At 43.5% G+C, this 14895-nt stretch carries 10 protein-coding genes; 5 read left to right on the top strand and 5 right to left on the bottom strand.

Annotated features, from left to right (window positions below; genetic code table 11):
• The first annotated feature begins 38 nt into the window (after positions 1–38).
• The 4 genes from M1P97_RS01115 to M1P97_RS01100 all read left to right on the top strand — a co-directional run bounded on the left by M1P97_RS01115 (position 39) and on the right by M1P97_RS01100 (position 7025).
• Complete coding sequence (locus M1P97_RS01115; RefSeq protein ID WP_249388155.1) at positions 39–656, top strand: RNA polymerase sigma-70 factor; 618 nt, start codon at positions 39–41, stop codon at positions 654–656.
• Positions 657–702: 46 nt separating this feature from the next.
• Positions 703–1668: a FecR family protein gene (locus tag M1P97_RS01110; protein ID WP_249388154.1), complete on the top strand. Its 966-nt coding sequence runs from the start codon at positions 703–705 to the stop codon at positions 1666–1668.
• 300 nt (positions 1669–1968) lie between these two features.
• Positions 1969–5409 (top strand): SusC/RagA family TonB-linked outer membrane protein, encoded by a 3441-nt coding sequence (locus tag M1P97_RS01105; RefSeq protein WP_249388153.1) that lies wholly within the window; start codon positions 1969–1971, stop codon positions 5407–5409.
• Between the two features lie 17 nt (positions 5410–5426).
• Positions 5427–7025, top strand: a complete 1599-nt coding sequence (locus tag M1P97_RS01100; RefSeq protein ID WP_249388152.1) for a SusD/RagB family nutrient-binding outer membrane lipoprotein — start codon at positions 5427–5429, stop codon at positions 7023–7025.
• Positions 7026–7090: 65 nt separating this feature from the next.
• Here M1P97_RS01100 and M1P97_RS01095 read toward each other — a convergent pair whose 3' ends face one another.
• Complete coding sequence (locus M1P97_RS01095; RefSeq protein ID WP_249388151.1) at positions 7091–9352, bottom strand: cation:proton antiporter; 2262 nt, start codon at positions 9350–9352, stop codon at positions 7091–7093.
• Between the two features lie 147 nt (positions 9353–9499).
• Between M1P97_RS01095 and M1P97_RS01090 the strand changes: the two genes are divergently transcribed.
• Positions 9500–10366, top strand: a complete 867-nt coding sequence (locus tag M1P97_RS01090; protein ID WP_249388150.1) for an alpha/beta hydrolase — start codon at positions 9500–9502, stop codon at positions 10364–10366.
• Between the two features lie 7 nt (positions 10367–10373).
• Here the strand turns inward: M1P97_RS01090 and M1P97_RS01085 are convergent, their stop codons facing one another.
• From M1P97_RS01085 to M1P97_RS01070, 4 genes are all read right to left on the bottom strand, one after another.
• Entirely contained in the window at positions 10374–11372 is a 999-nt protein-coding gene (locus M1P97_RS01085) for an isoaspartyl peptidase/L-asparaginase family protein (protein WP_249388149.1), read from the bottom strand.
• Positions 11373–11873: 501 nt separating this feature from the next.
• The gene (locus M1P97_RS01080; RefSeq protein ID WP_195374336.1) at positions 11874–14090 is read right to left on the bottom strand and encodes a GH92 family glycosyl hydrolase; all 2217 of its coding nucleotides are present in this window, start codon (positions 14088–14090) and stop codon (positions 11874–11876) included.
• Positions 14091–14239: 149 nt separating this feature from the next.
• A complete protein-coding gene (locus M1P97_RS01075; protein ID WP_249388148.1) occupies positions 14240–14542 on the bottom strand; it encodes a HepT-like ribonuclease domain-containing protein in 303 nt (100 codons plus the stop codon).
• Positions 14535–14828, bottom strand: coding sequence for a nucleotidyltransferase family protein (locus M1P97_RS01070; RefSeq protein WP_028727642.1), 294 nt, complete (start codon positions 14826–14828; stop codon positions 14535–14537). The genes M1P97_RS01075 and M1P97_RS01070 overlap by 8 nt, the downstream gene beginning before the upstream one ends.
• Between the last annotated feature and the right edge of the window lie 67 nt (positions 14829–14895).

Raw genomic sequence — 14895 nt, 5'->3', positions numbered from 1 at the left:
ATATTTGACCTCTGAAAATGAGTATAAAGGAATATTTGATGAAAGACATCTCGCCAGCAGAAAGAATCAAAAATGGAGATCGAAATGCTTTTAATGATCTTTATAAGCAGCATTATTTTTCTGTCCGTTCATACGCCAGGCTATTGTTGGATGAAAATGAAGCTGAGGATGTCGTTCAGGATGTATTTTTTAATTTGTGGTTGCATCGGGATACACTGGATGAAACTCTTTCTTTACGTGGCTATTTGCTCCGTTCTGTTTATAACACCGCTTTAAATATATTGAAGCGTAAAGGTTTACTGGAAAATTACAGTAATATATATAAACAGGAGATTGAAGAGATTGGGTATCAGTACTACAATCCCGATACCAACGACACATTACAGAATTTATATAATCAGGATCTCAGAATTGAATTAAACGCAGCTATTGAAAGCCTTCCGCCTCGCTGCAAAGAGGCTTTCTCTTTAAGCTTCTTATATGATATGTCTGCAAAAGAGATCAGCACAAAACTGGGAGTATCTAAAAGCACCGTTGAAAACCACATTTACAACGCGCTTAAAGTACTCCGGGAAAAGTTGAAATCCCATAAAGGCAGTTCACTGATCATCCCGATTCTGTTCAAATTTATAGAAATTATAGATAAAACGAATTAGGTGTTTTTTCTTATAAAGTTGTATATAACAATAAGAGAACTAGAAAATGGAAGAGGATACTATATATAGATATTTTACCTGTCAGACTACAGAAGAAGAAGATAAGGCTATTTTGGACTGGATAAAGGCTTCAAAAGAAAACGAAGCTCTATTCTTTGAATTAAAAACAATATGGCACTCTTGCTCTGAACAAAAAAGAGAAGATCCATGGGTTTTGAAGCATTCATTGAACAGTTTGAACCAGCGTATCGACAATCTGGAAAAACAGCCTGACAAGCGTTCTTACGCCCGAAAATATCTCTATCTATGGAGTAGCGCTGCCGCTATTATTGCCATCATCCTTACTCTCTCGATTTTCTATATGCAAAGGCCGGCTTCCTTACCTATGAATAGAATTTCCAATGTCTTCACCGATTCTGTCATGCAGATAAAACTGACCGATGGTAGCACCGTCTGGCTGAATTCCGGAGCATCTTTGAGCTATCCTGCCGAATTTATTAGCGATACAAGAGAGGTTAAACTCAAAGGAAATGCCTTTTTTGAGGTAGCTAAAGACACGCTGCATCCTTTCATCGTTTCTACGGATTTATACCGGATCAAAGTGTTGGGAACAATCTTCAGTCTTAATACAGATAATGCTGATCATATGGCTGAAGCCGTATTGCTGGAAGGATCCATCCAATTGGAAAAATCCAGCGGAGAAAACCTCGTAGTCCTTCAACCCGGTCAACAGGTTGTATTTACCAGTGACTGTTCATCCGTCAAAATAAATAAAATCGATGCCCGCCAGCATACATTATGGCGATTCGGACTGGTTTGTCTTTCTAATGTTTCTTTACAGGAGATTCTCTCCTGTCTGGAAGAAACCTATCACATAAAAATACAAATGGATACTAAAAAATTCACTAATCGCCGCTATAACTTCTCATTCAAACAAGCTAATAATCCGGAAGATGCACTGAGACATCTATTCTATCTTACTGGCGTACAAGCCACTATCCTATCCGAATAAAAAAAGTAAACTTTCCTTTAGGTACTTCTTTATACAAAATTGTATTTATTATGTAGCGAATGGTAAAAGCGTAAGGCTGACACCATTGCTACATAAATAAGTATGCCCGTTCGCCATGTAATAAAGCGGGCTTTCGTGAAAACGCGCATTATTTAAGATAATGCACTAATGATAAATCAATTATGTTAAACTAAAAAGAAAGCCTATGTGAAGCCAAAGAAAGAACCTCAGTTTTAACCGAGGATACAAAAAGAGTAAATTGTTATCAGTTAATCTTAAGAAAACAAATAAAAAGAATGTATGAAAAGAAAAAGTAGAAACTTTATTGCAGTCAAAAACCTCTGCATAGGACTCTCCTTATGCTGTATGGCAAGCGGAGCGCAAGCTGCAACTAATAGCGCATTTGAAAAGAAGTTCGATGTTCAGTTCTCCGTTAATCAAGTAACATTGAAAAATGTTGTAGAACTGTTACAAGAACAAACCGATGTCGTATTCAGTTACGATCATACGTTGGAGTCAATAAAAGTAAACAACGTATCGGTAAAAGCAAAAAACGAAAGTATTGAATCTATACTCGAACAAGCCCTGAAAGGCACGGGTGTTAACTACAAAATCGAAAACCACATTGTTGTACTGTATGCCGCAAACACTTCCAAAAACAATGCGAAAGCAAGTATAACCCAACAAACCAAAAAAGTAACAGGTATAGTAAAAGACGCAACTGGCGAACCGATCATCGGAGCAAATGTCATAGAAAAAGGAACAACCAACGGCGTAATGACCGGCCTTGACGGAGACTTTACGCTCGAAGTGCCTGTCGGTGCTATTCTGGAATTCAGTTATATCGGATACGCGCCAGTCAGTATACCTGTAAACGGACAGACTATTTTTAATGTTATCCTGAAAGAGGATACACAAACGCTGGATGAAGTAGTCGTAACTGCTTTAGGTATCAAACGCCAGAAAAGAGCATTAGGTTATTCTACCACAACCGTAGGAGGTGACGATTTTACGGTAGCCCGTGATCCGAATCTGGGGAATGCCTTGTCCGGTAAGATTGCCGGTGTAACGGTAGCCGGAAACTCTACCGGTAGCGGTGGTAGTAGCCGTGTCGTTATTCGCGGTAATGCCTCTTTAACCGGTAACAACCAACCCTTGTATGTGGTGGATGGCGTGCCTTTCGATAACACCAATATGGGTAGTGCCGGACAATGGGGTGGTCTTGACCTTGGTGACGGTTTATCAAACATTAATCCCGACGATATCGCGGATATCCAGGTTCTGAAAGGAGCTGCAGCTTCCGCATTATATGGTTATCGCGGAGGTAATGGTGCTATCCTGATCACGACAAAGTCTGGTCAGAAAGGGAAACCGGTTAGCATCGACTTCAACAATAACCTGACATTCAATGCCATCTATGATTACAGGGATTTCCAGAATGTATTCGGCCAGGGTTCGGAAGGACAACGTCCTCTCACTGCTGATGCTGCGAAAGCAACCGAAGTACTGAGCTGGGGTGAACGTATGGACGGTGGCAAGGCTGTTAATTTCCTGGGAAATGAATATGCTTATTCTCCAGTCGATAACTGGTCGAACTTCTATCGCACAGGTGTTAACAATGCTACTTCATTAGCTATCAGCGGTGCCGGTGACAAAATCACCTATCGTTTTGGCGTATCCAATACCTATGAAAAAGGTATTCTTCCCAATGCTAATATCAGCCAGCAGGGTATCAACATGAATACTACCTATGATATTCTTAAGAATCTGCATCTGAGTGTAAATGCGAACTACGTATTTGAGAAGAACCAAGGCCGTTCAAACCTGTCTGATGGTAACGGTAGTACAAATGCCTCTTTGTTATATCGTGCCAACACATTCGATATTCGTTGGATGGAACGTGAAACACCGGAAAGCGATTGGGGAACAACAGCCAGTGGTAAAGAAATGATTGGTGGTACGAATGAATATTTCAACAACCCGTATTGGCTACAATACCGGAAAGTAAACACGACCAACAAAAACCGCCTGACAGGTGGTATCACTTTGAAATATGACATTTTTGACTGGCTGTATGCACAAGGAGGTATAACTCGCGACGGCTTTAGCTTTGAGTTCAGAAATGTACAGCCTTATGGCGCAGCCGCTGATGCAGCCGGCTATTTGCAGGAATATGAAAAGAACTATTCTGAAATGAACCTGAACTATTTGATCGGTTTCAATAAGGGATTCGGAGATTGGAATATCGGTGCAACAATCGGAGGTAACCGTCAGCGTAATATCACCAAACAATGGGGTACCGACGGCAATATCAAAAGCTTCCTGGTTCCGGGATTTGAATCTGCCAACAATATCAGCAACCGTACCTATTTGAAAGACTATACCGAATATCGTGTTAATTCAGTTTACGCAACGGCCGACATAGGTTGGAAGAATCAGGTATTCTTAAACCTGACCGGACGTAACGACTGGTTCTCCACGCTGAATCCGGATCATAATCATTATTTCTATCCTTCCGTAAGTTTGTCGTGGGTATTCAGCGATACCTTCGAAATGCCGGAATGGTTTACATTCGGTAAGGTTCGTGGATCGTATGCCTCTGCATCAAACGGGACAAATCCTTATCAGAATTATTTGACCTATAAATTACAGAACTATAAAATCAACGGTCAGTCTGTAGCGACAGTCAATAATAGCACAGTTCCTAACAGTATGTTGAAACCGGTACGTATCTCGGAATGGGAAGCAGGTTTGAACATCTCCTTCCTTAATAATCGCCTGACTTTGGATGCTGCTTATTATGTAAAGAATACGAAAGATGACATTGCCCAGGTAACAACCAGTAATGCATCCGGTTTTTCATCTGCCATCCAGAATATCGGTGAAATCCAAAACAACGGTATAGAAATAATGGTGAACGCCGTACCGGTACAAACAAGCAAATTCCAGTGGAGTACGACTTTCAATATCGCTCATAATAATAGTGAAGTCAAATATCTAGGAGAAGGTGTAAGCAGTCTGAGTATTGACGGCGCAACATCCCGAAGCGGAAATGTGACCGTTAAGAACATCGTTGGAATGTCTTATGGAGAATTGGTCGGCTTCAAATATCAAAGAGACGACCAGGGAAACATCGTTTTCAAAGATGGTGTTGCACAGGCAACTACCAAAACGGAAAACTTAGGAAGCGGTGTTTATAACCTAACCGGAGGATGGCGTAATGAATTTACATATAAAGACTGGACATTGTCTTTCCTGCTCGACTTCAAAGCCGGAGCCAAACTGTTTTCCGGAACAAACTACGGTCTGTATAGCGATGGTTTGCATAAAAACACATTGGAAGGCCGTGGAGATGATGGCAAAGGAACTATCATCGGGAAAGGTGTTATGCTTGACGAAAGCGGCAACTATGTAGCCAATAACGTTAAAGTATCAGCCCAAACTTATTGGCAAGGTATCGTAAGTAACAACATCGCAGAAGAATTTATTTATAATGCGAGCTTCATCAAGTTACGTGAATTATCCCTTGGTTATACATTCCCGAAATCATTGTTAGGCAGACAGAATGTAGTGAAGGGCGCCTCTATTTCTCTGGTTGGACGTAACCTTTGGACTATCCTGAAACATACCGACAATATCGATCCCGAATCTGCTTACAACAATACAAATGGGCAGGGATTAGAGTTGAACGGTTATCCTGCAACAAGAAGCATTGGTTTCAACGTGAATGTTAAATTTTAATTTAATGCATTGGTAATATGAAAAAAGCAATATTATATGCTGCGGCGGCATTTTCATTAATGACAGGCGCAACAAGCTGTAGTGATTTTGGAGACGTGAATAACGATCCGGAACAGATGACCCCAGCTATCTTGGATTTTAAACTGGTATTTACACAAGTCATCTCACAGGCTTGCGGTTCAGACTGGGATGTTTGGCGTAACGGCATGATTTATAGCGCATGTATGTTACAGCATACAACATCCGTCACTTGGGATTACGGTACATTTTATGCCTATTCAGATGGATATAATGCTGCTTACTGGGATGGATTTTATAGTGGAGACAGAGCAGCCATCCGTAATGCCTACCTGGTAATGCAAGAATGGAAAGACAGACCTGAGTATCAGAACGAATATCAAATGTGTCGTATTATACGGGCATTTATGTTCCATCGCATGACCGACTTGTATGGTGATGTACCTTATTTCGATGCATCCAAAGGTATAGAAGGTCTCGGATACCCTAAATACGACACACAGCAGGCGATCTACAATGATTTGTTCAAGGAATTAGACGAAGCTCAGGCAGCCTTGAGTACTTCCGTTGCAACGACAGTAAGTAATGAAGATCCGCTTTATGGCGGAGATGTAACTAAATGGAAGAAGTTTGCCAATTCTTTGATGTTACGCCTGGCTATGCGTTTAACAAAAGTAGACCAGGCCACTGCCGAAACATGGGTGAAAAAAGCCATTTCCAACGGTTTGTTTGAAAGTGCAGCAGATAATGCGATGGTAAAACATCCGGATGGTTTGGTTACCGACGATTCAGCCGAACCTTATGGAAAAGTACTGAGTCATGAAGATACCCAAGCTTTCTACCTGAGCGAGTTCTTTATCAATATGCTGAAAAACTCTAACGACCCTCGCCTGCCATTGATCGCCACAGTTTGTTCTAATCCTTCCGAAAAATGGCAAGGTGATTTTGATTTCGGAGATAATGACCCGTCCAAACAGGTCGGCTTGCCGGTTGGTTATGATACAAAAGGGAATGAGTGGGACTTGTCTAATGCTCCTGGCTATCCGGGAATTAACTGGAGATCATACTATTCTTTACCGAACCGTCAGACCTACGCACGTCCGGATGCACCGACTATGCTACTGACTTACACCGAGAATCAGTTGTTACTGGCTGAAGCGGCTTACCGTGGCTGGGTTTCGGGTAATGCAAAAGATTATTATGAAGCAGGCGTAAGATCAGCTATGCAACAGTTCTCTTTCTATTCTGCTGCAGAAAGTTCTTACAATCGTTATCTGAATGCAGAGGCCATCGATAAATATCTGGCAGAGAATCCATTTGATCAATCCAAAGCTCTCGAGCAAATCAATACACAATATTATATCACGACTTTCTGTGATGAATATGAAACATTTGCTAACTGGCGTCGTTCTGGTTATCCGGTATTAACTCCGGTAAACAAAAACTATTCAACTTGCGTTACGAACGGAACTATCCCGCGTCGTTTCCAATATCCTGTAACAGAAAGCCAAAACAACGAGGCTAACTATCAGGAGGCTATTGGTCGCATGAATGGTGGCGACAGAATGACCTCGCGTGTATGGTGGGATAAAGAATAAATAAAGTTCTTACAAATGTTAAGGGGCAGTCAGCTTTATGCCGGCTACCCCTTTTCTTTATATATTTACTCTCCTTTTATCAACTCCTGTATCTTACTCTTGTCACCCACAACCCATACCAGGTCATCCATTTCAAAAATCGTATCGTTGTCCGGCGTTATCAGGGAATCGCCATTACGCTCAAGGCCAACGATCAGGCAATTATACCGGTGACCTACATTCGACTGTGTAATACTTTGGCCAAGAAATGGGAAACTTTCGTCGACAATAAATGAGTTGACTGTAATCTCTTCCGGTTGGTTACCACAACAGTCATCTCCATTCTGCTGATCTTCCAGTTTAGCCTGGAATGCTTTCAGCTGTTCATCCGTACCCACTACAACCACTTTGTCTTGCGGATAGATATGGTCGGAGCCTCCTGGAATATAAATTTTATAATCTCCCCGGATGATCTCTACAATACTTACGCCGAAGTCTTTCCGGAGAGGCAATTCTGCCAACGACTTCCCTGCATAGGGTGAACAAGGAGAAACCGGCACTACGGCCAGATGAATGTCTTTATCACTCAACTGCTTGTTGAAACTTGTCTTCAACGGGTTACGCTTGCGGTCTACTTCCTCGCGGCGGTTTAAATTAGTAAGGAAATGGGCTTCCAGTTTGGAGTACTGGTTCAGATCGCGACGGAATAAAATAATCAGGATCAAGACACCAACGGCAATAATCGCACCGATACCATACTGCACATGATAATACTTGATCAATACGATCGAAACGAACAGAATAGCCACAAACACCCTGAACAACACAAGTGCCACCAGTTTCCCATGATTATATTTGTTATCCTTCCACAGACTCATAAACAACTCCGGCGAGTTATTCTTATTTGCCACCAGCCCGGCCAGAAAAGGGGTCATAAGGATAAGTGTCAATACACTCATAATGATATTTCCCCACATTTCCATAGCTGGAAATTTCTCAACCATCAGCGGATGAATCACCTTAGTAGACAACAATAGGATAGCTGTCAATAATACGGAATGGATCAATATCTTTCCAACGTACAATTTCAGCAACTTCCGCCAATCGCTATCATGATTAATCGTCTTCGATCCGGAAGAATACCGGTCGAGAAAATCACGCGCCTTATCCGGCAATATTCTGTATAGCCATTCTGCAAACGGTCCCGACAGGCGGATAAAGTAAGGAGTCGTAAAAGTTGTTATCACCGAGACTGCCACAATGATCGGATACACAAAGTCGTCGAGCACCTTCAACGATACTCCTAAAGCTGCAATAATAAAGGCAAACTCTCCTATCTGCGCCAAGCTAAAACCCGATTGTATAGATGTTTTAAGCGGTTGTCCCGACAACAAGACACCGAATGAAGAGAAGAAAGCCTTCCCGACAATAGTAACCAACGTAATCAGAATTACCGGCCATGCATATTGTACCAGGACCGCCGGGTCGACCAACATCCCTACCGAAACGAAAAAGATAGCCCCGAACAGGTCTTTCACCGGTTTGATAATATGTTCGATACGCTCCGCCTCAATCGTCTCCGCCAGGATCGATCCCATAATAAAAGCTCCAAGTGCAGCTGAGAAACCGGTCTTCGTTGCCACTACCACCATTCCCAGACACAATCCTAAGGCTATTACCAGCAACGTTTCATCATTCATCAGCTTCCTTACCTTTTTCAACAAAGCCGGAATAACGAAAATACCGACTAAGAACCAAAGAATCAGAAAGAAAGCGACCTTCAGGATACTACCTATCATTTCTTCTCCTGCAAACTCCTGGCTCACCGCCATAGTCGAGAGCAATACCATCATGATTATGGCCACCAGGTCTTCCACCACCAACGTCCCGAACACGATCCCGGTAAAACGTTGGTTCCTCAGCCCCAAATCATCAAAGGCTTTTATGATAATAGTAGTCGACGACATCGATAGCATCCCTCCCAGAAAAATAGAATTCATGGTAGACCATCCCAGCAAATGCCCGATCAGATACCCTACAATAAGCATGGTTATCACTTCCGTCATCGCCGTGATAAAAGCAGTAGATCCCACATTCATCAGTTTCTTAAAACTAAATTCAAGTCCCAGGGCAAACAACAGGAAAACCACTCCCATTTCCGCCCAGAGATTGATATTCTCTACATCTACAACAGTCGGAAAGATGTGGATATAAGGCCCGGCCAGTAGCCCGGCCACAATATACCCTAGCACAAGCGGTTGTTTCAGCCATTTAAATAATAGGGTTATTACACCTGCGGATATAAGGATCAAAGCCAGATCGGAAATCAAATCGGGTAAATGCGACATACGTAATTATTGATTAGTAAGTTTCGTAAACAAAAATAACATTTTCTGACGTTTTATCAAGCATAGCTCTCCGTTTTTTCTAACTTTGCCTTCCGTATTTACAAGCTGTTTACAGGCAAAGAACTATTCATTTAATACTGTCAGTATATGAAAAACAAATTATTCATCAGTCTTGTTCTGTGCATCCTGTTCAATCTGAACGGAATGGCTCAGAGCGCCGTCTTCGAGTCGCTGAAATTCGATAGTAAGAAACTAGGTAAAGAGGTATCCTACTCGATATACCTGCCGTCCGATTACAACACCTCGCAACGTAATTACCCGGTGCTCTACCTGTTGCACGGCTACACGGACGATGAAACCATGTGGATACAGACCGGTGAAGTAAAAGAAATTGCCGACAAAGCGATCAGCAGCGGCGACGCCTCACAAATGATCATCGTGATGCCCAATGCCTGGGATACCTGGTACATCAACCAATACGATGGCAAAGCCCCTTACGAAGATATGTTCTTTGAAGAACTGATCCCCTATATCGAAAAGACCTACCGCGCCCGCAGCCGTCAGGAGTTCCGTGCCATTGCCGGGCTTTCGATGGGTGGCTACGGTTCGTTCCTTTACTCGCTGCATCACCCGGAAATGTTCGCCGCCTGTGCACCGCTCAGCGCCGCAGTTTTCGACGACAGCACGATGGAAAAACGCCAGTCCCAATCGCATAAAGACCTGTTCAGCCGCCTGTTCGGCCCCGGACTCGACTACTGGCATCAGAACAGCGTATTGAAAATGCTATCCGAACTCGATAAAGACAATCTGCCCCGCATCCGCTATTATATCGACTGCGGAGACAAAGACGGCCTGTTGGAAGGTAATTTCCAGGCCCATAAGATCATGCAGGAGAAAGGAATGAAACACGAATTCCGTGTACGCGGCGGCGGACATACCTGGTTATACTGGCGCACCGCTCTCCCGGAAGTACTCAGTTTCGTGAGCGGTGCCTTCCGCCGGAACCAACAATAAAGACAACTTATTCGGTAAAGCGAACCATCGCTTTACCGATACCCACCTTCTTTTCGATCCCGGAACGGCCTTTTTCCTTATACAGATACCCCCGGAACATACCAGTGGTATTAAAAGGAAAAGCGATATTTCCATCCTTATCGACAGCGATCAGACCACCTTCACCGGCATTGACATTCAACTCCGTATTGATAATATAACCGGCCGCCTGTTCTACCGGTTCCTTCAGGTATTTATACCGGGCACACAGGTTAAAAGCTACGGCATGACGGATGAAATATTCGCCATGACCGGTACAGGATACGGCACAACTCTGATTATCGGCATACGTTCCGGCACCGATCACCGGAGAATCGCCGATACGTCCCCATTTCTTTTTAAACGTACCGCCGGTACTGGTTCCGGCTGTCAGGTTTCCCTGCTTATCCAGGACAACGCAGCCGACCGTCCCGTTCTTCCGGCTTTCCTGCTTCAGCTTATCGATCCATTCCAGCGTTTTGGGAGTAGCGAAATACATATTATCATCAACCAACTCCAATCCCTGTTCGGCAGCAAAAGCGTCAGCTCCCGTACCACTCAGCATAACATGAGGAGACTTTGTTTTAACGGCATAAGCGGCATTGATCGGGTTCTTTATCGTCTTAACTCCGGCAACCGCTCCAGCAGAGAGATCCTTCCCTTCCATAATGGAGGCATCCAGTTCGAAAGTCCCTTCGGCCGTACAGGTGGCACCCTTTCCGGCATTGAATAACGGATTGTTCTCAAAATAATTGATCACAGCCATGACAGCCTGCGGGCCTTCGCCACCAGCGGCAAGAATACAGTCGCCGATCATCAAAGCGGAATCAAGCGCCGCATAATATTGGGCTGAACGCACAGGATCGCTTTCCAGTTTGGCCACATCTCCCGCTCCACCATGTACAACGATTACATACTCACGGTCTTGCGCCTGTGCCAGAAAACTACCGGTTAGTAATAGAATAATAAAGAAGGTATTTCTTAACATAATAATTAGTATTAAGTTGATATAAATAATCAGTTGAATGAAAAGATTCCAGCGATCAATTGTTTCAAGTATCGACAGAGAAGATCCCCTCAATAAGATAGAACCTACAATTTAAAAGTTCCATCTTCATAAATCACTTTTCAGATTAATACTTTTGATACTCAGCAGTATACGCTGAAGTTCCTTATATACAAGAAGTATAATTTCCATACGGAACTTCAGCGTAATCCACTTAGATACAGAACTTTCCACTCAAAAGTGATTTATGAAGACAGGGTAAAGCAATATCCCCTACTAAGTAATTGAGCGTACCCTTTAGGGAAGGACAGCTTTCCCTAAAGGGTGAGCGGCCCGGCCCTATAGAGTTGCAACTCCCGCTAAACTATACCACAGTCTTATCTTAGGCAAACCAGTTGGGTGCCGACCCATTTTAAATAAGCGCCGACCCATTCCCGAAAAGCTGCCGAGCGATCCGGAAAAACCTGCCGCCCCATTGGCATATTATTTCTTATACCAAACCGGCCCCGGCTGATTACCCATTTCAAACTCAAGCGTTGCACCGCTCATAATCTGTTCGTGGGTAATATAACTCTTATCATACGGCTGGCCGTTCAATTTAACCGACTGAATATAAATGTTTTCTGCATTAACACCCGGAGCCAGGATAGTAAATGCCTTACCGTCTGCCAGATGCATTTTCACTTCAGGGAACAGAGGCGTACCGATTTCGTACTGTCCGCTTACCGGATCGACCGGATAGAAGCCCATCGCACTGAAGACGAACCAGGCAGACATCTGTCCGCAGTCTTCGTTACCGCAGATACCGTCGGGAGCATTCAGATACAGGTCATGTAATACCTGTGCTACATATTTCTGTGTCTTCCAGGGTTGGTCTACCTTATTATACAGATAGATCACATGATGGCTGGGCTCGTTGCCATGCGCGTACTGTCCGATCATACCTGTACTGAAAATCGGCAGATCCTCTTTCGCATCCGGAGCATAGGTGAACATGCTGTCCAGTTTCTCCGTGAAACGTTCCTTGCTGCCTAACAGTCCGATCAGGCCGTCCAGATCCTGCGGCACATACCAGAAATACTGCCAGGCATTACTTTCACAGATATCTTCGGTATACTCTTTGGCATCGAACGGAGTAACGAACTGTCCTTTTTCATTACGCGGCTGCATAAAGGTTGTTTCGGGGTTGTACACATTCCGGAAGTTCTGTGAGCGTTTGTAGAATTCATCTGCAATCTCTTTCTTTCCCATCTTCTCTGCCATACGCGCTATACAATAGTCGTCGTAAGCATATTCCATTGTTTTAGACAACGACCAGTTTTCCCATTTAGCCGGATCACTGTTAGCAGGCACATAACCTAACTTTTTATACTCTCCGATTCCCCGGTAATCATCCCGGTTGGCTGTAGCGACACATGCCTGCAAAGCCAGTTCCGGATTGAATGTCGCGATACCTTTCAGATAAGCATCCACAATGACCGGAACAGCATGGTAACCGATCATCATATTGGTTTCATGGCCGTAGAGGTTCCACAAAGGAAGCGCACCATTCTGTTCGTAGAATTTCAGGAAGCCCTGGATCATGTCGTTTACACGCTTCGGATCTGTATAAGTATACAACGGATGAGCTGCACGGAAGGTATCCCACAGAGAGAAAGTGGAATAGTTATTCCATCCGTCCGCCTTATGGATCTGATTATCGGGGCCGTAATAAGAACCGTCGACATCGCTGAAGATGGTCGGGGCGATCATCGTGTGATAAATAGCGGTATAGAACTTCACGAGATCATCCGTATTATTTCCGTTCACCTCAATCTTGGACAGTTCTTTGTTCCAACGGGCAACAGCTTCTTTATGATACTTGTCGAAATCATTCAAAGGTACTTCCGCCTGGAGATTCTTCGCTGCGCCTTCCATGCTGACACCCGAGATAGCCGTATTGACCAGGATCTCTTCGTCTTTCTCCGTATTAAAATCGAAACGGGCAATGTAAGCGGTTCCGATCTGTCCCTTATCTTTTGTCACGATAGCAGTCGTATCCATATGATAGGCGATAAACGGCTTGGAGAAACGTGTCTGGAAATAAACATGCTGGTTAGGCGACCATCCCTGTGAGAAACGGTATCCGCGGATAGTCACCGAGTCGATCACCTCAATATAAGAGTCGAGGGTAAAGTCCCAGTTCATCGCTTTCTTCAGGTTCAGAAATACCGAAGCTTCCGCTTTCGGGAAGGTATAACGCTGAATACCGCAACGTTCGGTAGCCGTCAGCTCTACATTAATATTATAGTCCTGCAACAAGACGCGGTAATAACCGGCCGAAGCAGCTTCTTCATTATGCGAAAAGGTAGAATAAATGCCCAGAGGAGCCGGAGCTTCTTTATAAGGACGGGTGACAGGCATAAAGGAGATATCATACAGATCTCCTGCCCCTGTACCGGAAAGATGGGTATGGCTGAAACCGGCAATCGTCGTATCGGGATAGAAATACCCGGAGATACGATCCCATCCCGGCAATCCGTTATCAGGACTAAGCTGCACCATACCATAAGGAGCCTGTGCTCCCGGATAGGTATTTCCAGTGAAATCGGTACCGATCATAGGGTTTACATACTGTGTATAATCTGCCTCCTTTGGTTCCTCAGGCGTGCAGGCTACCAGAGCCAGCAGGGAGACCGCCAATAATGATATGTGCCTCATTTGCTTATAATTTTGTTCAGACGTTTACAAAGATAAGAATGATCCGAAAGAGAACATACAAATCCAGTATCAAATCTATATAATTTAAATATCCTCTTTCATTTTTTTGATTACTACGATAATGGATCCAGCTCATTTTCCAATACCCATCACACTTCTTCCGCATCTATATCGAAATAATGGTGTGCTATTACGTCCCGAAAACCCATCACCTTTTTCCAGGGTATATCCGGATAAAGCGGCAACAACACCTTATTCGTCACTTTATCCAGGCTTTTCAGACTTTCACCGATCGCAATAAAGAGCATACAAACAGCATCCAGCTTTTCAACCCGTTCAGGAGATAATAAAAAGTCATTTGCACAATGGATATCAACCGTTCGGTGCTTCAATCGCAATAAAGCTTCTTCTATTTGAATCAGCATGGATGTGGCTAACTCTTTGTTATACATAGATACCTTCTTTTTCTATCTGTTGACGTAAATAAGGATTCATACGTTCACGATAACGAACGATATCGACAGAGTGCTTAAACATATTTTCCAGTTCTTCTTTCAAATCCATCAGTAGAAAAGGGTTGGGAGTTTCTGTTTCCACACAAACATCCAAATCACTACCCTCATGGTTATCTCCCCGTGCAACAGAGCCGAAAAGACGGATAGAACGTAACCCGAACTTCTGCATAAGCTGTTGCTTACAGGCTGTCAACTGACGTATATAATCTTCTTTCTTCAGCATGAGAAATGAATTTAACTTTCACAAAAATAGGATGATTTAAGATAAGAAGCAAATTTTAGGCTATATA

The organism is Parabacteroides leei (assembly GCF_023369805.1).
Taxonomy (GTDB): Bacteria; Bacteroidota; Bacteroidia; order Bacteroidales; family Tannerellaceae; genus Parabacteroides; species Parabacteroides leei.
This window is presented reverse-complemented; position numbering and strand designations above follow the sequence as displayed.

Excerpts from the sequence above, each read along its gene's own strand:
- M1P97_RS01115 (WP_249388155.1), top strand. The coding sequence starts at position 39 with ATGAAAGACATCTCGCCAGCAGAAAGAATCAAAAATGGAGATCGAAAT.
- M1P97_RS01085 (WP_249388149.1), bottom strand. The coding sequence starts at position 11,372 with ATGTTAAGAAATACCTTCTTTATTATTCTATTACTAACCGGTAGTTTT.
- M1P97_RS01095 (WP_249388151.1), bottom strand. The coding sequence starts at position 9,352 with ATGTCGCATTTACCCGATTTGATTTCCGATCTGGCTTTGATCCTTATA.
- M1P97_RS01100 (WP_249388152.1), top strand. The coding sequence starts at position 5,427 with ATGAAAAAAGCAATATTATATGCTGCGGCGGCATTTTCATTAATGACA.
- M1P97_RS01080 (WP_195374336.1), bottom strand. The coding sequence starts at position 14,090 with ATGAGGCACATATCATTATTGGCGGTCTCCCTGCTGGCTCTGGTAGCC.
- M1P97_RS01090 (WP_249388150.1), top strand. The coding sequence starts at position 9,500 with ATGAAAAACAAATTATTCATCAGTCTTGTTCTGTGCATCCTGTTCAAT.
- M1P97_RS01105 (WP_249388153.1), top strand. The coding sequence starts at position 1,969 with ATGAAAAGAAAAAGTAGAAACTTTATTGCAGTCAAAAACCTCTGCATA.
- M1P97_RS01110 (WP_249388154.1), top strand. The coding sequence starts at position 703 with ATGGAAGAGGATACTATATATAGATATTTTACCTGTCAGACTACAGAA.
- M1P97_RS01075 (WP_249388148.1), bottom strand. The coding sequence starts at position 14,542 with ATGTATAACAAAGAGTTAGCCACATCCATGCTGATTCAAATAGAAGAA.
- M1P97_RS01070 (WP_028727642.1), bottom strand. The coding sequence starts at position 14,828 with ATGCTGAAGAAAGAAGATTATATACGTCAGTTGACAGCCTGTAAGCAA.